The organism is Stenotrophomonas sp. WHRI 8082 (assembly GCF_040223995.2).
GTDB lineage: Bacteria > Pseudomonadota > Gammaproteobacteria > Xanthomonadales > Xanthomonadaceae > Stenotrophomonas.
In genome coordinates this window covers 944877-964359 of the sequence record NZ_CP167826.1, presented here as the reverse complement: position 1 = coordinate 964359, position 19483 = coordinate 944877, and the positions used below count along the sequence as shown (strand labels likewise).

Annotated in this window: 10 protein-coding genes; 4 read left to right on the top strand and 6 right to left on the bottom strand. The window is 65.9% G+C overall.

Going from position 1 to position 19483, the window contains the following annotated elements; genetic code table 11:
- Positions 1 to 39 precede the first annotated feature (39 nt).
- Positions 40 to 2625: an ATP-dependent chaperone ClpB gene (gene clpB / locus ABRP17_RS04180; RefSeq protein WP_188324756.1), complete on the top strand. Its 2586-nt coding sequence runs from the start codon at positions 40 to 42 to the stop codon at positions 2623 to 2625.
- A 45-nt stretch (positions 2626 to 2670) separates the two neighbouring features.
- Here clpB and ABRP17_RS04175 read toward each other — a convergent pair whose 3' ends face one another.
- Positions 2671 to 5211, bottom strand: a complete 2541-nt coding sequence (locus ABRP17_RS04175) for a M13 family metallopeptidase (protein ID WP_349984890.1) — start codon at positions 5209 to 5211, stop codon at positions 2671 to 2673.
- Positions 5212 to 5218: 7 nt separating this feature from the next.
- Positions 5219 to 7171, bottom strand: coding sequence for a M20/M25/M40 family metallo-hydrolase (locus tag ABRP17_RS04170; protein ID WP_349984889.1), 1953 nt, complete (start codon positions 7169 to 7171; stop codon positions 5219 to 5221).
- Positions 7172 to 7365: 194 nt separating this feature from the next.
- Between ABRP17_RS04170 and ABRP17_RS04165 the strand changes: the two genes are divergently transcribed.
- A complete protein-coding gene (locus tag ABRP17_RS04165; RefSeq protein WP_349984888.1) occupies positions 7366 to 8247 on the top strand; it encodes an AraC family transcriptional regulator in 882 nt (293 codons plus the stop codon).
- Between the two features lie 156 nt (positions 8248 to 8403).
- On the opposite strand, the gene ybaL is transcribed toward ABRP17_RS04165, so the two are convergent.
- Together ybaL and ABRP17_RS04155 are read right to left on the bottom strand one after the other, a co-directional pair.
- The gene (gene ybaL / locus ABRP17_RS04160; RefSeq protein WP_188324752.1) at positions 8404 to 10107 is read right to left on the bottom strand and encodes a YbaL family putative K(+) efflux transporter; all 1704 of its coding nucleotides are present in this window, start codon (positions 10105 to 10107) and stop codon (positions 8404 to 8406) included.
- A 128-nt stretch (positions 10108 to 10235) separates the two neighbouring features.
- Positions 10236 to 12617, bottom strand: a complete 2382-nt coding sequence (locus ABRP17_RS04155) for a TonB-dependent siderophore receptor (protein ID WP_188324751.1) — start codon at positions 12615 to 12617, stop codon at positions 10236 to 10238.
- A gap of 328 nt (positions 12618 to 12945) precedes the next feature.
- Here ABRP17_RS04155 and ABRP17_RS04150 point away from each other — a divergent pair, with 328 nt between their 5' ends.
- A complete protein-coding gene (locus ABRP17_RS04150) occupies positions 12946 to 14808 on the top strand; it encodes an ATP-binding cassette domain-containing protein (protein ID WP_349984887.1) in 1863 nt (620 codons plus the stop codon).
- 348 nt (positions 14809 to 15156) lie between these two features.
- On the opposite strand, the gene ABRP17_RS04145 is transcribed toward ABRP17_RS04150, so the two are convergent.
- Positions 15157 to 16020: a LysR family transcriptional regulator gene (locus tag ABRP17_RS04145; protein WP_349984886.1), complete on the bottom strand. Its 864-nt coding sequence runs from the start codon at positions 16018 to 16020 to the stop codon at positions 15157 to 15159.
- 176 nt (positions 16021 to 16196) lie between these two features.
- Here ABRP17_RS04145 and bla point away from each other — a divergent pair, with 176 nt between their 5' ends.
- Complete coding sequence (gene bla / locus ABRP17_RS04140) at positions 16197 to 17111, top strand: class A beta-lactamase (RefSeq protein WP_349984885.1); 915 nt, start codon at positions 16197 to 16199, stop codon at positions 17109 to 17111.
- A gap of 115 nt (positions 17112 to 17226) precedes the next feature.
- Here bla and ggpS read toward each other — a convergent pair whose 3' ends face one another.
- On the bottom strand, positions 17227 to 19467 hold the full coding sequence (gene ggpS, locus ABRP17_RS04135) for a glucosylglycerol-phosphate synthase (RefSeq protein WP_349984975.1): 2241 nt from the start codon (positions 19465 to 19467) through the stop codon (positions 17227 to 17229).
- Between the last annotated feature and the right edge of the window lie 16 nt (positions 19468 to 19483).

Genomic DNA, 19483 nt, shown 5'->3' with positions numbered 1-19483 from the left:
GTGCCGGCGTGGCCGGCTTCTCATGATCGAGGATCTGACATGCGGATGGACAAGCTCACCTCGCGTTTCCAGCAAGCGCTGGCGGACGCGCAGTCGCTGGCCGTAGGCCGCGATAATTCCATCGTTGAACCGGTGCACGTGTTCAGCGCCCTGTTCGACCAGGCCGGTGGCAGTACCCGGCCCCTGCTGTCCCAGGCGGGTGTCAACGTGACCGTGCTGCGTGAGCGCCTGGACGAGGCGCTGGCGGCATTGCCGAAGGTTTCCGGGCAGGCCGGTAACCTGTCCATCGGCAACGACCTCAACCGGCTGCTCAACCACACCGACAAGCTGGCACAGCAGCAGGGCGATGCCTTCATCGCGAGCGAATGGTTCGTGCTGGCGGCGCTGGAAGATGGCGGCACCCTGGGCATGGCGCTGCGCGCTGCCGGTGCCGACAAGGCGCGCCTGCAGGCGGCCATCGACAAGCTGCGCGGCGGCGAGAAGGTGCAGTCGGAAAGCGCAGAGGAACAGCGCCAGGCGCTGGAGAAGTACACCATCGACCTGACCGCGCGCGCTGAGAGCGGAAAGCTCGATCCGGTGATCGGCCGTGACGAGGAGATCCGACGCACCATCCAGGTGCTGCAGCGACGCACCAAGAACAATCCGGTGCTCATTGGCGAGCCCGGCGTGGGCAAGACCGCCATCGTAGAGGGCTTGGCCCAGCGCATCATCAACGATGAGGTGCCCGAAGGCCTGCGTGGCAAGCGGGTGCTGTCGCTGGACATGGGCGCGCTGATCGCCGGTGCGAAGTTCCGCGGTGAATTCGAAGAACGCCTGAAAGGCGTGCTCAATGATCTCGCCAAGAGCGAAGGGCAGGTCATCCTGTTCATCGACGAGCTGCACACGATGGTCGGCGCAGGCAAGGCCGACGGTGCGATGGACGCCGGCAACATGCTCAAGCCGGCGCTTGCGCGCGGCGAACTGCACTGCGTCGGTGCCACCACGCTGGATGAGTACCGCAAGTACATCGAGAAAGACGCCGCGCTGGAGCGTCGTTTCCAGAAGGTGCTGGTGGGTGAGCCGTCGGTGGAGGACACCATCGCCATCCTGCGCGGTCTGAAGGAAAAGTACGCGGTCCACCATGGCGTGGAGATAACCGATCCGGCGATCGTCGCGGCCGCCACGTTGTCGCACCGCTACATCAGTGACCGGCAGCTGCCGGACAAGGCCATCGACCTGATGGACGAGGCCGCCTCGCGCATCCGCATGGAGATCGATTCCAAGCCGGAAGAGCTGGACCGACTGGAGCGCCGGTTGATCCAGCTGAAGATCCAGCGCGAGATGCTGAAGAAAGAAAAAGACGAGGCGTCCCGGCAGCGCTTGGCGGACCTCGAGAGCGACATCGACGCGCTGGAGCGTGATTTCTCGGACCTCAACGAAGTCTGGAAGTCGGAAAAGGCGGCGCTGCAGGGCGCAACCCGGATCAAAGAGCAGATCGAGCAGGCGCGGCTGGAGCTGGAGTCGGCGCAGCGTCGGCAGGATTTTGGTCGCATGAGCGAAATCCAGTACGGCCAGTTGCCGCAGCTGGAGAAGCAGCTCGCTGCCGCGCAGGAGGCCGAGAACACCGAGTTCAAGCTGGTGCAGGACCGCGTTACGGCCGAGGAAATCGCAGAGGTGGTTTCCCGCTGGACCGGTATCCCGGTCAACCGCATGCTGGAAGGCGAGCGCGAGAAACTGCTGCGGATGGAAGACGAACTGCACCGGCGTGTGGTGGGGCAGGAGGAGGCCATCAAGGTCGTGTCTGATGCGGTGCGGCGCTCGCGTGCGGGTCTGTCCGATCCTGACCGACCGAGTGGTTCGTTCCTGTTTCTGGGCCCCACCGGCGTGGGCAAGACCGAGCTGTGCAAGGCCCTTGCCGAGTTCCTGTTCGACAGTACCGATGCGATGATCCGCATCGACATGAGCGAGTTCATGGAGAAACACAGCGTCGCCCGTCTGGTCGGTGCGCCTCCCGGTTACGTCGGTTACGAGGAAGGTGGCTACCTGACCGAAGCCGTGCGTCGTCGTCCGTATTCGATCATCCTGCTGGATGAAGTGGAAAAAGCGCATCCGGATGTATTCAACATCCTGCTGCAGGTACTCGACGATGGCCGGTTGACCGATGGCCAGGGCCGCACCGTGGACTTCCGCAACACAGTCATCGTGATGACGTCCAACCTGGGTTCGCATCAGATCCAGGACATGAGTGGCGATGATTCGCCGGAGGCCTACACCCAGATGAAGGCCGCGGTGATGGGCGTGGTGCAGGCGCATTTCCGCCCGGAGTTCATCAACCGGCTCGACGACATCGTGGTGTTCCACCCGTTGGACAAGCAGCAGATCAAGCAGATCGCGCGGATCCAGATGCGTGGCCTGGAATCGCGGCTGGCCGAGCGCGGCTTGAAGCTGCAGGTCAGCGACGCGGCATTTGAATCGCTGGGTACGGCGGGCTTCGATCCCGTCTACGGGGCGCGGCCGTTGAAGCGCGCGATCCAGTCGCAGCTGGAGAACCCCCTGGCGCAGAAAATCCTGTCAGGTGAGTTCAGTAGTGGCGACACGATTGGCGTGGAAGCCGAGAACGGCAGGTTGCATTTCAGCGTGCGGTGAACAAGCGCTGCAGCGGCCAGGTTCGCCTGGCCGCTGCAGCTGCGGTCAGAGGAAACGAATCTGCTGGTCGGCAGGCCGTGTCATGGCCATGCCGGCGGTGCAGTTGAAGGCTTCGGTGAACTCCGGCAAGTTCGACGGCGCACCGTCAGCGCGCACAGGCTCAGGCGGGTGAGCGACGATGGCGCGATCCAGCTCAGCCCGCTGCGGAGTCGAAATGGCTCGATGTGCCACCGCGTAGGCGATGAAGAATCGCTGCTCGCGGGTCTGGCCATCGATCATCGGATCCGGCGTCCCCGCCGTCGCCTGGCGCATTGCCTGCAACGCGATGGACAGCCCGCCCAGGTCGGCCAGGTTCTCATCAAGGGTCAGCTTACCGTCCACCGCAAGTCCGTCACCCTCGTAACGGTTGAACTGCTGGGCAAGCTGGTCTGCGCGTGCGTCGAACTGCTGCCGGCTGTAGGACGTAAGCCAATCGCCTTCGTGGCCACGCTCGTCGAAGGAGGTACCAACCGTGTCGAATCCGTGGGCGATTTCGTGGCCGATGATCGCGCCGATGCCTCCGTAGTTGAGGGCGGGGTCGGCGTTGGCGTCATGGAAGGGAGGCTGCAGCAGTGCGGCCGGGATCGCGATCAGGTTCAGCGAGACGTCCTGGTAGGCGTTCACTGTCTGCGGCGTCAGCTTCCAATGGTGGTGATCGGCGGGCTGGCCCAACTGGGCCACATTGCGACGCTGGGCATGTGCCCGCACGGCCTGCATGTTTTCCAGGAACGAGGTGCGCCCGGTGCCGACATCGCCCCAAACCGGCCATTGGCTGGGACAGCCGACCTCGATGCGCTGCGTGTTCGCTTTCTGCATCGCCCTTTCGCGGGTTTCGGCGTCCATCCAGTCACACTGGGCGATCCTGTTTTTCAGCGCGGAGGTCAGCTGCTGGGTGATGGTCTCCAATGAACGTGCAGTATCAGCGGGAAACGCAACCTGCGCGTAGGCCGGGCCCATCGCGTCCCCTGCTGCTTGCTGGATCATGCCGAGTATCCGCGCAAAGCGGGGCACGCGGGATCTGCGGCCCTTGATCACCCCGCCATGAAACGCATCATGGGTGTCGACGAAGGCGGCGGACAGACACGGAGCTGCGTCGTCGGTGGCATGGAAGCGCAGGTAGGCCTTCCAAGTCTCCAGTGGAGTGTCCCTCAGCAGGGTATCGAGCTTCTGGAAGAAGGTCGGCATGCCCAGTGAGAACGTGGCAGGTGGCTGCAGACCCTGGGCGTGGAAGAAGCGCCGCCAATCAAGATTGGGTGTCTGCTGTCGAGCCTGCTCGGGGGTGACGATGTTGTGGAACACGGAGATATCGGTAGCCAGTTTGGAGAAGGGTACCGAAGCCGCCGCCAGCTCACGCTCGATCAGTAGGATTTTCGGCGCCAGCCTGTCGGCGTCACTGCGGGGCATACCGGAAAGCACAAGCGTTTCCACCACGTGCGCGCGGTATGCATCGATGAGGGGGCCTTTTTGCGGGTCGTCGTACCACTCGCTGCTGGGCAGGCCCAGACCGGATTGCGCGAAATACCCGATATTGGTCGCCGGGTCTTCGAAGTCGGGACGCACGGTAAAGGTGAACAATGGATTGGCGTCACGCCGGGAGGCATCGAACAGATATTTGATGAGCGCGTTTGTGTCCCTTACCGCTTCGATGGCCTCCAGCGCAGGTTGCAGAGGCCGGCGGTCGGCCACCTCGATACCCACCTCATCCATGCCTGTTGCCCACAGGTCACCGATCACCTTGGCTGGCTTGTCCGGCGTCCGCTCGATGGCCATCTGTTCGGCCAACTGCTGGCAGACCAGCAGTGCATTGGTGCGCAGGTGATCGAGCGTGCCCAACTGGGTTCTACTGGGTTGCAGCGTGGTCGTCTCTTCCCACCGCCGGTTCACGTGTGCACCAAGCGAGACGCAGGGGGAAATGTCCGGTTCCAGATCACTGACATTGAAGCGCATCGGCGGCAGCAGCCGCTGCGGATCGAGCCTATAACGCGGGAGGGGCGGATGCGTGACCGGGGCCGGCGCTTCGGCCGCATCGTCGGTGGTGACCGGGTCGCGGTGGAGCAGATAGCCGGCCGTGGCTGCTGCCGCCCAGAAGGCAGTCACGCCGGCAGCCGTCACTACAGCCGGAGCGCACTGCCGGGGATGGCGCAGGCAGGTGGCCAGCGCCGCGTCGGTGGCGAGGTTGACGACGGCCGTCGGGGCACTGCCCAGCAGCGGTTCGTGCGCGGCCGCCGGCGCCGCGGCCGCCCTCATGTCACGCAGCTCGAAGCCGGTGTCCATCGCCTGCGCGGCGGGTGGCCACCCGGACGCGGGGCGAGGTGGCGGATGCGCCGCCGGCGTGGCCGGTGCAGGACGGTGGGCGACTGCGGGAAGCGCGGTGCTCAACAGCAGCACAAGCGCCAACTGGTTGCTCGCCCCCTGCAGATTGAATCCCGGCGGTTGTCGACCATAGCGCTGTTGGCACGTTGCAGTGTGGGACGGCGCAGCCAAACCGCGATGTTTGCGCTGGTAGGCGCCCTGCTGCTGGCGGGCCTGCGTGGCGTTGATGGGCATCGGGGCCTCAGCTGTTCAGTGTCGTGGGGATCACGCCAGCGGTATCGGCGTTCCATTCAAGGTGGCGCACGCCATCCAGCAGCGCGTTGGCGAATTCCACCGACATCGCAGGATTGACGCGGTGCAGGCGATCGCGTTCGCTGTGGATCATCGTGGGCGGTGCATTGGGGTGCGCATCGCGCAGCGCTTTGTACTGGTGATAAGCGCTGGCCGCTGCCTGGTAGCGTGTCTTCAGAATGCGCGCCTCCTCTGCGGGCAGCGGGGCCGTGCCGCTGTTCTGCGCCTGCCAGGCACGCCAATCCACTTCGGCATCACGCGCCTGCCATGTCTTGCGAGCGTCCTCCAATTGTCTCCACAGCGCGGCATCTGCGGCGCTCACCTGGGTAACGGCAACGCAGGGGATGGAGGCGTTCTGGAATGCGATGTTGTCCGAGGTGATCCACGGGCTGTGATCGGGGGACGCAGGTACGAAGCCCTGCGTGGCCAGGCGCTGTTCGAGCTGCTCACGCGCCTGCTGCTCCACCGGACTGACCGCCGGCGCACGCAGGTACATCGTGGGTTTGCCCAGATGCGGCGAGTCAGCCAGCCCATCGGTGCCGGTCAGCGCATAGCCGTGTCCGCCGCGACCGGTCATGTCCACGTTGATGACGAAAGTCGGGCAGTCGTCCCGCTGCAGGCAGTCGTCCACGTACGCCCGTGCACCCAGGAAGCCGAGTTCTTCGTTGGAGGTGACCAGCAATTCGACCTGGGTGCCGGCGAGGGACGGGTCCTCTTTCACCTGGCGGGCGATGTGCAGCAGCGTCGCGACGCCGGACGCATTGTCGTAGGCCCCTTCCGAGCCCCGTGAGCGTCCGATCATATCGCCATGGGCAACCAGCAGCAGCCGCTTCGCAGGAGGGGCCGCAGCGGCTGTCGGCAACGTCACCTGCAGATTGAAGGCTTCGCTGCCATCGGCGATGCCCAGATGCTGCAGTCCATGCAGAACGTACGGCACGCGCGTCACCGGTCCGGCGTCGCGCTCCAGCAGACGGGCGATGGCCTCCAGCCGCCGCTCATTGGCTTGTTTCCAGCGCTGCTGGATTTCGTCCCCGGTGCCCTGTCGTCCACTGGGTACGCTGGTGGTGCTGGCCACGATGGCTTCCATGTCGTCCTGGAAAGCGGCCACGCTGGGCGTGTACAGATCGGCAAGCACGTCGGCCAGCTCAAGCAGCAGGGCGTCGGCCGGCCAGGCGGCCGCTTCCGCGCCTGCAAGGGGCCAGCCGTCCTGCACCGGCGGCGTCGACGGTGCCACCGTGCGCGCCACCATCTGCTGCAGCTGGGACAGCGTGGCCGGTGGCAAAGAGTGCAGCAGCGCGTTGATGGCCTCGGCACGGCAGGCACGGTCACCCCCGCAATCGCGCGCGACCTGCAGCAGCGCCGCTTCCATCGGCGAGGAGGTGCCATCGGCCGACACCACGCTGGCCTGTTGTACCGTCTGCTGCACTTGGTCGCGGATCGGGACGCTGGGCGAGGGCAAGTGCGGAGGCACGGGCCGCGGCGGCCGCCCGGAGTCCCATGTTTCACGGGAAGGTTGGAAGCCGCCCTGTGCATTGAGGTAAACCAGCCCGCCGAACAGGCCGAGCGTGCCCAGCATCGTGGCAGCCGCGCAGGTGCGCGGCGCCAGCGCGCACGCGCCCAGCGCGGCATTGCCGATGGACCTGATGCCGCCGCACCCTGCCGGCGCGGCAGTACCCGGTACCGTGGTGTATGTCGGTGTGGCCTGCGCCGCGGGCACCAGGGCGGTGAGCAGCAAGGCGGCGGTGAGCAGCTGCGCCGGATGGTTGCCCACGCGCAGGGCAGGGCCATGCTGGCCCCATGCGGCGTGCTTGCGGGATGCGTGCGAGGCGGGCGCGCCGCCGTGGTGGTGGTTCTGGAACGCGCCCTGTGTGCGCCGTGCCGCACTGACTTGGTCGATAGGCATCGTGTCTGACCCTTTTCTGGACAAGGCTGCAGGTTGGCGTGCGCCACGCCGGTGCAGATAGGGGCGAATGCGACCCGATGATGCAGATGCGCATTTTTTGTCAGGCTCGGTCATGCTGCCATTGCGCAAGATCGGACACGCGCCTGGGCCGTATCCCCTGCATCCTGCACGCAGTCTTCCAACGGGAACCCGACATGAGCCACCTCGCCCAGCTGCGCCAGCGCCACGGAATCGACCGCGTGATCGAACATCTCCAAGCCTGCCTGCGCGCAGGCACGCCCTTGCCGGAGCTGGAAACGCTGGCGTCGATCGCTCATCAATCGCCGTTCCACTTCCACCGCCTGTACCGCGCGTTGACCGGGGAAACGCCGGGGCGCACCGTGGCGCGCCTGCGGCTGCTGCAGGCACTTCAGTTGCTCGCGCTGGCGGAAAGCCGCATCACGGATGTCGCCCTGAGCGTGGGCTACGAAAGCCCGCAGGCCCTGGCACGTGCCTGCCGCCAGGCGCTGCAGGCGACCCCCAGCGCACTCCGCGACGATGCGGTGCTGCGTTTCGATTGGCAGCAGCGGCTATCGCTGCCAGCCGGCGACGCGGTCGATGACCGGGTTCCGTTGCAGGTACGGGTGACGGCGCTGGATCCGTTCGATGTCGTGGTGCTGCGCACGCGCGGTGCGTTCGACGATCTGGACCAGGCCTTCGGCCGGATCCATGCGTGGGCTGCCGGGGAAGGGCTTGCCGACCAGTTGCAGCAGCTGGCGGGCATCGCGCTGAACGACCACCGTGATGTGCCGCCGGATGCGTGCCTGTTCGACTGCGCGATGGGCTTCGGTCCGCTGCAGGGGCAGGTGCCTGCACCGTTGCGGGTGATGACACTCGGCGGTGGTGACCACGCCGTGCTGCGGCACGTGGGCAGTTACGCAGGACTGGAAACGGCCACTGACGTGCTGCTGCGCCACTGGCTGCCCGACAGCGGACGTACGCTGCGCGATGCGCCGTTGTACTACCAGTACCTGGACGACCCGGAAGAAGTGCCCGAAGCGATCCTGCGTGCGGACATCTGCATCCCGCTGCAGTAACGCGGTTGCGCCGACTTCAGTCGGTTTGCACCACACCGGCACGGTAGAGCCGACTTCAGTCGGCTTCCATCCCCCAGCCGACTAAAGTCGGCTCTACCTTCAAGCCAGCCGACTGAAGTCGGCTTTACCGGCCCCACGGCAGGCCGCCGCGGTGGCTCACACCACCGGGATGGGGTGTGGCTGGCCCATCGTGCGATAGGGCGGCGTGGACATGATCATCTCGGCCAGCGAGTACGCCAGTTCGCGCTCGGCCATCACCGTGCCGTCGGCACCGTGTTCCAGCAGGTGGCGTACTTCCGCATCGCTGTGGGCGCGGGCCAGCAGGGTCAGGCCGGGGTTGATCGCGCGCAGCTTGGCCAATGCCTCGCCGGCTTCCAAGGGCTGCGGAATGGCCAGCACCGCGATCTTGGCGCGGTCCGGATGGGCTTCGGCCAGCACCTTGTCGGCTGCAGCGCTGCCCCGGATTGCGGCGATGCCGGCGGCATGTGCGCTTTCCACGTGCTCCTTGTTGTCATCGATCACCAACACCGGCACGCCCTTGTCGCGCAGTACTGCGGCCAGCTCGCTGCCCACCCGGCCGTAACCGATCACGATGGCGTGGTCATGCAGGTCGCGTGAGGGGCCGGCCGCCTCTTCTGCCTCGGCGATGGCCGGTTGCAGGGCCAGCTGGCGGGCCTGCCAGCGGTCCAGCAGACCGAATACCAGCGGGTTCAGCATGATCGACACCAACGCACCGGCCAGCACCAGTGATTGCCCGGTCTCCGGCAGGATCTGCAGTGCAACGCCCAGGCCGGCGATGATGAAGGCGAACTCGCCGATCTGCGCCAGACTGGCCGAGATGGTCAGTGCGGTACTGGTCGGATGGCCGAACGCACGCACGATGAAGAATGCGGCGGCCGACTTGCCGAACATGATGATCAGCACCGTCGCCAGCACCTGCCACGGGTGCTCGACGATGATCATCGGGTTGAACAGCATGCCCACCGAGACGAAGAACAGCACGGCGAACGCATCGCGTAATGGCAGTGAATCGGTAGCGGCCTTGTGGCTGAGCTCGGACTCGTTCAACAGCATGCCGGCGAAGAACGCGCCGAGCGCGAAGGACACGCCGAACAGCATGGCCGAACCAAATGCCACACCGAGCGCGATGGCCAGCACGGCCAAGGTGAACAGCTCGCGCGAGCCGGTGCCGGCGGTACGCTCAAGGATCCACGGAATGACCCGCCGACCGACGACCAGCATCACCGCTACGAACAGCCCCAGCTGCACGAAGGTCCAGCCGATGTCGGCCAGCACGCTGCCGATGCTGTGGTTTTCCTTCGCGGCATCCGGACCGAACACGCCGGCCAGCACCGGCATCATCACCAAGGCCAGCACGCAGGCCAGATCCTCGACGATCAGCCAACCCACTGCGATCTTGCCGCGCAGGCTTTCCAGCAGACGGCGCTCTTCCATCGCCCGCAGCAGCACCACGGTACTGGCGGTGGCCAGCGAGAAGCCGAACACGATGCCATGGATGGCGGGCCACCCCATCAAGCTGGCCACACCCCAGCCGAGCAGGGTGGCCACCAGGATCTGGCCGATCGCACCGGGAATGGCGATGGCTTTGACGGCCATCAGGTCCTTCAGCGAGAAGTGCAGGCCGACGCCGAACATCAGCAGCATCACGCCCAGTTCGGCCAACTGGTTGGCCAGTGCCTGGTCGGCGACAAAGCCGGGAGTGAAGGGCCCAACGCAGATGCCAGCAACCAGATACCCGACCAGTGGAGACAAACGCAGCTTGTTGGCCAGCGCGCCGAAGATGAAGGCGAGCCCGAGGCCAACGGCGACGATGTTGATCAGGTCGGTGTCATGGTGCATCAGGTCTCGCAGGCAAATCGGGGGATGTCCCGATTTTCACCGATGGGGGCCGATACAGCAAACGCCGGGCAGTGCCCGGCGTTTGCTGAAGTTGACGCTGGTGATGCCGAGCGACGGCATGCTGCCTGTTACCAGGTGTAACGGATGCGCCCGTACACGTACGCGCCATTGAAGCCGAACGGCGAATAGTTGCTGTACGGCAGCATGCCCCAGGTGGAGTTCTGCAGGTCGACGGTGCGGTCGGGGTATTCGTCCAGCAGGTTGTCGGCACCCAGGGTCAGGGTCCAGTTGTCGCTGGGCTTGTAGCTGGCCGATGCATCCAGCACCCATTTCGCGTCGTAGGTCTGGTCGCGGGTGGCGGTGGCGGAGTTGCGCACGGTGAAGCTGCCGTAGCGCGTGGCGGCCAGGCCCAGCTCCCAGTGATCCGAACGCCACGTGCCACTGACGATCGATTTGTCACGCGGGAAGCTGTCTTCGATACGGCCGATTTCATCGCGGCCGATCAGCGCCTGGGTGATACCCAGTGCCTGGAAGGTGGCCGGTGAGGCGTCGAACTTCTGCACTTCCGTGTCGTTGTAGCTGTAGGCCGCGGTCAGTTCCAGGCTGCTGGCGGTGAACGGCACGGTGTAACTGGCCACCGCATCGACACCGCGCGTGCGGGTATCCAGGCCATTGGTGAAGTACGAGAACGCCGTCACCTGCGGCAGGCCAAGGCCGGTCAGCAGATCGGCGACCGCCGTGTTGCCGGTGGTGGTGATGTTGGACGACAACGCGATACGGTCATCGATCTCGATCTGGTACGCATCCACGGTCAGGTACAGGCGATCCACCGGCTGCAGCACCAGGCCGACGCTGTAGGAGGTGGAGGTCTCGGCCTTCAGCGGTGCCGAACCCAGTGCCTGCGCGGCGGCGCTGCCCGCGGGGAAGGTGCCACGCTCGACGAAGTTGCCGTTGACGATGGTGCTGGTCACGGCCTGATAGCTCTGCTGGGCCAGCGACGGGGCGCGGAAGCCACTGGACGCGGTAGCACGCAGGGCCACCTTGTCGGTGAACGCGTAGCGCGCCGACAGCTTGCCGGAGAACTTGTCGCCGAAGTCCGAGTAGTCCTCGTAGCGGCCGGTGACGCCGGCGGAGAACTTGTCGGTCAGGTCCGCTTCCAGTCCCGCATAGACCGCGTAGTTGTGGCGGTCTTCGTCCACGGCGTTGATCGGCGTGAAGCCGCCGAAGCCCTGCGCACCGCTGCCGGTGTACGAGTTCAGCTCGCCCTGGCGCTGTTCCCAGGTTTCGCGACGGTACTCACCACCGAACGACAGGGTGACCGGATACGCCAGGCCCCAGTCCAGCGACTTGGTGAAGTCCGCGTTGAAGATGTCCTGCGTGTACTTCAGCGTGCCGTCGTAGAAGGAACTCGGGCTGGTCGCACCGAGGCTGTAGTTGATGCTGTTGCGGGTGTGGAAATCGAGCGTGTTCTCGCCATGGTTGGCGCTCAGGTCCCAGGTCCAGCCACTTTCCGTGCTGCCCTTCACGCCGGCAACGACCGAACGGTCCTTGGAGTACTGGTTGATCTGCGGCACATAGCCGTCCGGGTAGACCTGGGCCAGCAGGGCGGTCTGTGCCAGGTGGTTGGGCGAGCGGTAGAACGCGAACGAGGTGATGTCGCGGTTGCTGAGCATCGCGTTGGCGTAGCCGGTGACGTTGTCACTGAACGCGAAGCTGGCGTTGGCCGACACCGCCGAGGCATCGACCTGCGGATCGCCGACCACGAAGGTCTTCTCACCGATGTCGGGGAAGTTGCCGGTGTTCGGGGTGGTGCCCTGGTATGGCCCGGCGCGGTTGCTTTCGTCCTGCTGGCTGTACTGGCCGGCCACGTGCACCTGACCGCGACCGTCGCCGAAGGTGAAGCCGGCATCGCCGGACAGCTGGTCCTTGTTGCCATCGCCCGCCGCGTACTGGCCGTGGTCGATGGCCAGGCTGCCACCCGTGCCACTGCCCTTGAGCACGATGTTGATCACACCGGCGATGGCATCCGACCCGTACTGGGCCGACGCACCGTCACGCAGCACTTCCACCCGCTCGATGGCACCGATCGGGATGGCATTGATGTCCACCGCCGACGAGCCGCGGCCGATGCTGCCGTTGACGTTGATCATTGCCGAGGTGTGCCGGCGCTTGCCGTCCACCAGCACCAGCACCTGATCCGGCGAGAGGCCGCGCAGCTGGGCGGGACGGATGCCGCTGGTGCCGTCGGTGAGCGCCGGGCGGGGGAAGTTCAGCGACGGCAGGGCGCGCGACAGCGCGGTGGCCAGCTCGGAGGTACCGGTGGACTGCAGGGCCTCGGGGGTGATGATGTCGATCGGCGACTGCGATTCGGCGACGGTACGGTCGGCCACGCGGGTGCCGGTGACGATCACCGTGTCGAGGGTGTTGGCGGTCTGTGCGGCGGCGGCGAAGCTGGAGGCGGCGAGCACCACGGCGATGGCGGCGGCGAGCGGGCGGGTCTTGCGGGTCATCTGGACGTGGCTCCGGTTGGGGGCGGCGGCACCGGGCGACATCTCGGGGAGCGGGACGGCGTGTTGCGGCGCGCAATCAAGCAATTAACGACAATTTAATCCCCTGTCAAATGACGGTAACGTCAAAAACTATTGCAAATGCAACGGTTTAGCGGTTCTGGCAGGAGTGGGGGAGAGGGGCCCGGGAGCCGTGGGGCACCCTCCGTGGGAGAGAGAGAGGCGCCCTTGGCGTGCCCCCGGGATACGTCAAGTATTCGTTAACGTTAGAATTGCGTCGCAGGAAAGGTGCTCACCAGCACATTCCATTCCGTTATATGGACCTCCCCCAATGATCTCCCTCCGTAATTTCGCCTTGCGCCGCGGCGAGCGGCTGCTGTTGTCCAACGTCGACCTGACCCTGCATGCCGGTTACCGGGTGGGCGTGGTGGGCCGCAACGGTGCTGGCAAGTCCAGTCTGTTCGCGGCCGTGCAGGGCGAACTGGAAGCTGACAAAGGCGATGTCGAGCTGCCTGGCCGGGTGCGCATCGCCAGCGTGGCGCAGGAAACCCCGTCGTTGCCCGACCCCGCGCTGAGCTTCGTGCTGGGCGGCGACGTGGCGGTTGCTGCGGTACTTGCCGAAGAAGCCGCCGCCACCGCGCGTGAAGACTGGGAAGCGGTGGCCGAGGCGCACACGAAGATGGCTGAAGTCAGCGCTTACGACGCCGAAGCGCGCGCTGGCAAGCTGCTGCACGGCCTGGGCTTTCCCGCTGAAACGCATCACCGTGCGGTGTCCTCGTTCTCCGGTGGCTGGCGCGTGCGCCTGAACCTTGCGCGCGCGCTGATGATGCCCAGTGACCTGCTGCTGCTCGATGAGCCGACCAACCATCTGGATCTGGACGCGGTGTACTGGCTGGAGCAGTGGCTGTTGAAGTATCCGGGCACGCTGCTGCTGATCTCGCATGACCGCGAGTTCCTCGACAACGTCGCCACCCACACCCTGCACCTGCATAACGGGGGCGCCAAGCTGTACCCGGGCGGCTACACCGATTTCGAGCGGCAGCGTTCCGAGCAGCTGCGCCAGCAGCAGATCGCGCACGAGAAAGAACAGAACGAGCGCGCCCACCTGCAGAGCTTCATCGACCGCTTCAAGGCGACCGCGTCGAAGGCCGCGCAGGCACAGAGCCGCATGAAGCGACTGGCGAAGATGGCCGGCACCGAAGCCGTGCGCGCCGAGCGGGAGTTCCGCATCGAGTTCGCCCCGCCCGCGAAGCTGCCGTTCTCGCTGATCCGGCTGAACCATGTCGAGGCCGGCTACGGCGCCGATTCGGTGATCCTGCACGATGTCGGCTTCGGCCTGGAGGCGGGCCAGCGCATCGGCCTGCTGGGCCCGAACGGCGCCGGCAAGACCACCCTGGTGAAAACCCTGGTGGGCGAACTGAACCCCATCGCGGGTGACCGCGCGGCCCATCCGGACCTGCGTATCGGCTACTTCGCCCAGCACACGGTGGAATCGCTGCATGAAGGGCAGTCGCCGATGGAGCACTTCCGCGACATCGCGCCGGATGCGCCGAACCAGTCGTTCCGGGATTTCCTCGGCAAATGGAATTTCGCCGGCGACCGTGCCTTCGAGCCGGTGGATGGATTCTCCGGTGGCGAGCGCGCGCGCCTGGCCCTGGCACTGATCGCCTACCAGCAGCCGAACGTGCTGCTGCTCGATGAGCCGACCAACCACCTTGACCTGGAAATGCGCGAAGCGTTGGCCGAGGCGCTGAGTGACTTTGAAGGCGCGATCGTGATGGTGTCGCATGACCGCCATCTGATCGGTCTGGTCTGCGATACGTTCTGGCGCGTGGCCGACGGCGTGGTCGAGCCGTTCGATGGCGATCTGGATGAATATGCATCGTGGCTGCGCACGCGCCCGCAGGCGCAGGGCACCAAGGGCAAGCTGCCCGAGCCCGCCGCCGCTGCGGTCAAGAGCGAGCCGGTCGCCCAGGTCGTGCAGAAGAAGGCACCGAACCCGCACAAGCTGGCCGCTGCAGAGGCCAAGGTGGCTGAGCTTGAAGCCAGTTTGGCCGAGCTGGACCGCCAGTTGGCCGACCCGGCCAGCTACGCCGATCCGACGCGGATGGCGGTGCTGGGACGCGACCGCGAAACCGCCGCCGCCCAACTGGAAAAGGCCGAAGCGGCCTGGATGGCGCTACTGGACGGCTGAGCCGCGGCGGCGCCGATGGTGGCGCTGACGCTGACGTCGGCGCTGACGCTGACGGTAGAGCCGAGGGTAGAGCCGACTTCAGTCGGCTGCTCCGTAAAAACCGATGTCCGTCGGCTGGAAAGAGCAGCCGACTGAAGTCGGCTCTACCAAGAGTCCGGCGCCCCCCGACGCCGCGCACGCCCCCGAGGCCGCGCACGCCGCCGACGCCGACGCTGACGGTGGAGCCGGGGGTAGAGCCGACTTCAGTCGGCTGCTCTGTAAAACCGATGTCCGTCGGCAGGAAGGAGCAGCCGACTGAAGTCGGCTCTACCAGGACCCCGACGTCCCCCCACCTCAACTCACCCCGCATCACGCGCTCTGCAGCCATTCCCGGAAGCGCGCGGCGGGCTCGCGCTCTGGCCGCGAGCGCAGGCGCGCCAGCCAGTAACTGCCCAGCGCGACGGTCTGCGGGAACGGTTGCACCAGCCGACCCTCGGCCAGTTCCTGCTCGAACATGCATAACGGCAGCAGGGCCACGCCAGTACCTCCTGCCGCTGCTGCCGCCAAGGTCAACGAGGAATCAAAGACCGGGCCGCGCGCTTCCACACCTTGCACGCCGGCAGCCTGCAGCCAGCAGGGCCACTCATCGCTGCGGTACGAGCGCAGCAAGGCGAGTTGGGCGAGATCACGCGGGCTGTGCAGCCGACGCGCCACCGCGGGTGCGCAGAGTGGCGCGAATGGCGCGTCGAGCACCTGTGTGCACTCTTGCCCCTGCCAGTCTCCGTCACCGAAGCGGATGGCCAGATCGAGACCTTCCCCGGCCAGATCGATGCGGTTGTTATGGGTCTGCACGCGCAGCTCGATGTGCGGATGAGCGCTCTCGAACGAGGACAGGCGTGGCAACAGCCAACCGCACGCGAATGTGCCCACTACCCCGATGGTGAGCACATCCCGCCTGCCGCTGGCGCCACCGAATCGCGCCACGGCCGCCCCGATGCGGTCGAAGGCCTCGTTCAGCACGGGATACAACGCGGCCCCTTCGTCGGTCAGTGCAACGCCGCGTGGCAAGCGGTGGAAAAGTCGCGTACCCAAGCGGCCTTCGAGCTGCCGGATCTGGTGGCTCAGTGCGGCTTGACTGACACACAGCTCCAACGCGGCACGGGTGAGATTCTGGTGGCGTGCGGCGGCTTCGAACGCACGCAGCGCGGCAAGCGGAAGCTGGGAACGCAGCATAGGAGAGCCGTGAGCAAGGGTTATGGAATCCACTCATTCTAGATTCAATGCACCGATTTTCAGGGTGGGTTATGGCAGAAGGCATTCATCTGGCTCACGGCTCCTGCTGAAACTATCAGCTGGTTGCGCTGCATGTTCCCTTCGATACTCACGTTTCATCGCACTGGAGATTTCCCATGACCGACCGACGCCGTTTCCTGAAGGCAGGGGGCGCTGCACTCGCCTCGCTGGCTGCTGCTCCCCTGTTGGCACGTACAGCGGCGACGGGGACGCCCGCGGCCGTTTCCGCCGCAGTCGCCATTGCAGAGGCTAAGGATTTCGACGCGCTCGAGCGCATCAGTGGCGGGCGTCTCGGTGTGGCCCTGATGGACGCCCAGGGCAAGGTGATCGCCGGGCATCGACAGAAGGAGCTGTTCCCGATGTGCAGCACCTTCAAATGGCTGCTGGGTGCCGCCGCGCTGCATCAGTCGGAGCGCAGTCCCGGTCTGCTGGACCGGCGCATCCCGATGCGGGCGGTTGACCTGATCGAGCATGCGCCCATCACGTCCCGCCATGTGGGCAAGGATCTCACCGTGCGTGATCTGTGCCGGGCAACGATGATGACCAGCGATAATCCGGCGGCCAATCTGCTGTTGCGGCTGCTCGGCGGGCCGGCGGGCATCACCGCTTTCCTGCGGGCCAACGGCGACGACGTGACGCGCAATGACCGCTACGAGCCGGAAATGAACCGCTTCGAGCCCGGTGACCCGCGCGATACGACCAGTCCGGTGGCAACGGCCGGCAGCCTGCGCCGCATCGTGCTGGGCAACGTGCTGAACGACGCATCGCGGCTGCAGTTGACCGATTGGTTGATCGATAACGCGACCGGCGATGCCCGCCTGCGCGCAGGCCTGGGTCAACGCTGGCGTATCGGCGACCGTACCGGCGGGGATGGCAAAAGCATAAGCAATGACATCGCCGTGCTGTGGCCGCTGGCCGGCGGCACGCCGTGGATCCTGACCAGCTACCTGCAGGGGGCGACGGTCGACGGCACGATGCGCGACGTGGTGCTCAAGCAGGTAGGCGTGCTGGCGGATCGAATGATCGCCTGACGCCCTGTAAGCGCCGGGCTAATGCATGCCGCGCGGTGCGCTCGCCGAGCATGGCTCGGCGCTACGTCAGTGCACCGCGCAATGCGCGGTGCCTCCGATTCGGCATTGCGCCTGCTCAGGCGCCCGCTCTGTCCACCGCGTCGAGGAAATCGCGTCCCCAGCGGTCCACATCGTAGTGTTCGACGATGCCATACAACTGGCGCAGGCGACCGCCGGCTTCTTCGTCCGGCATGGACAGGGCCTGCATCAAGCCGGCGGCAAGATCGGCCGGATCATGCGGGTTGGTCAACACGGCGCCCTTCAGCTCGGCTGCTGCTCCCGCGAACTCGCTCAGCACCAGCACGCCGTTGCTGCCTTCGATGCCTTGCGTGGCAACGAACTCTTTCGCCACCAGGTTCAAGCCATCACGTAGCGGGGTGATCCACATCACCTGTGCGGCGGCGTAATGTGCAACGACCTCCTCGAACGGCAGGGCCTGGGCGAAGAAGCGCACCGGGGTCCAGTCCAGCCGCGCGAAGCGTCCGTTGATGCGACCTACGGCCTGCTCGATCTGGTTCTGCAGGGTGCGGTAGATGGTCATTTCGCGTGCCGCGGGCACACAGACCATCAGCAGCGTGACCTTGCCCTGCTGTTCGGGATGCTGCTCCAGCACACGTTCGAAGGCTTCCAGCTTGGCGAGCGTGCCCTTGGTGTAGTCCAGCCGCTCCACCGACAGCACCAGCTTGCGCGCCCCGATTTCGCGGCGCAGCTTGAAGATGTCATTGCGCACATCGCTACGCGCCAGCGTGTCGTGGATACGGCCCAGATCGGTGCCGACCGGATGTGCGCCCAGTGCCACCTCCCGGTCGCCCACGCGCAGGCGCGTGGTCATGGTGTCCAGGCCCACCGCGCAGCCGTAGGTGAGGAAGCGGGGTGCGCAGTTCTCCCACGCCAGCCGCTCCACCGGAGCCGCCCCCCGCACCACGTCGACGAAATTCTCCACCTGGCGCGGGATGTGGAAGCCCACGTAGTCACACGCCAGCAGGCTGCCGATGATCTCGCGACGCCACGGCACCACGTTGAACACATCCGCGGACGGGAAATAGGTGTGATGGAAGAAGGCGATCTTGACGTCCGGGCGCAGCTCGCGCAGGTACGCCGGCACCATCCACAGGTTGTAGTCGTGGATCCACACCGTCGCCCCGTGTGCGGCTTCGGCGGCGGTGGCTTCGGCGAACTTGCGGTTGACCTTCAGGAAGACCTGCCAGTCATCCTCGCGGAAGCGCGCGCGTTCCCAGAACACGTGCAGCATCGGCCAGAAGGCTTCCTTGGAAAAGCGCTTGTAGAAGATGTCCACTTCCTGGCGGCTGAGCGGCACCCGTGTCGCGCGCAAGGTGGGGTACTGCGCTTCGTCTACGGTCACATGTCGCTGGAACGGCCGATGCTTGGGATCGTCGATGCCCCAGGCAATCCAGCTGCCCTGTTGCCCGCCTTTGAAAAAACTCAGCAGCGACGGAATGATGCCATTGGGCGAGCGCGGCGGCCGTTGCACCAGCTTGCCGTCTTCGAAGCTCTCATCGAAGGGCATGCGGTGATAGACCATCAGCAGCTTGGCGCCTTCGTGGGACACCGGCGCCGGTGCGGCCAGGTGCGGATCACGGGCGTCGAGCAAACCGAAGTGTGTGATGGCTTCGAGGATACCGCCACAGCCGGGTGCTTCGGCATGCAGGGTGCGCTCCTGCCCGTCGGTCGCCTCCAGCAGAGCGGCCTCTGACTGGCCGACGCAGACGCCGCGGAAGCCGGCGACATACATCGACAGGTCGTTGAGCGTGTCGCCGGCCACGAGGATGCTATCGACCTCCAGGTCCAGCGTACGTGCCAGTGCGGCCAGCGTGCGGCCCTTGTCGGTGCCGGGCGGCAGGATGTCCAGGTAACGGTCAGCCGAGTACAGCACGTCGCAGCCGAGCCCGCGCGCGGTCTGTTCGATCTGCGCGCGCAGTGGCGCCAGGGTCTCCGGATCGCAGAAATACGAACACCGGCGCTCCTGGGGCACATCCTGGCGCTGCAGGGCAGTGAAGGGCCGCATGGCCTCGGCGACCACGTGCTCACCGGGCCAGTGCGCATCGATCATGGACTGCAGCGGCTGCACGGGCTGCAGCGTGTGGCCGTCGACCACCGTGGCGCCGACGTCGCAGACGATGTAATCGGGCACCGGGATGGAGGGGTCGGACAACAGCGGCATCACCGCTTCCAGGCCGCGGCCGGTGATGAAAATGAGGGAGATGCCGGGATGCTGGTCGATCAACCGGTAGAGGCGGTGCCGTTGCGCGGCGCTGCCGGCAAGGAAGGTGCCATCGAGGTCGGTGGCGAGGATCAGCTGTGGCGGTGCTGCG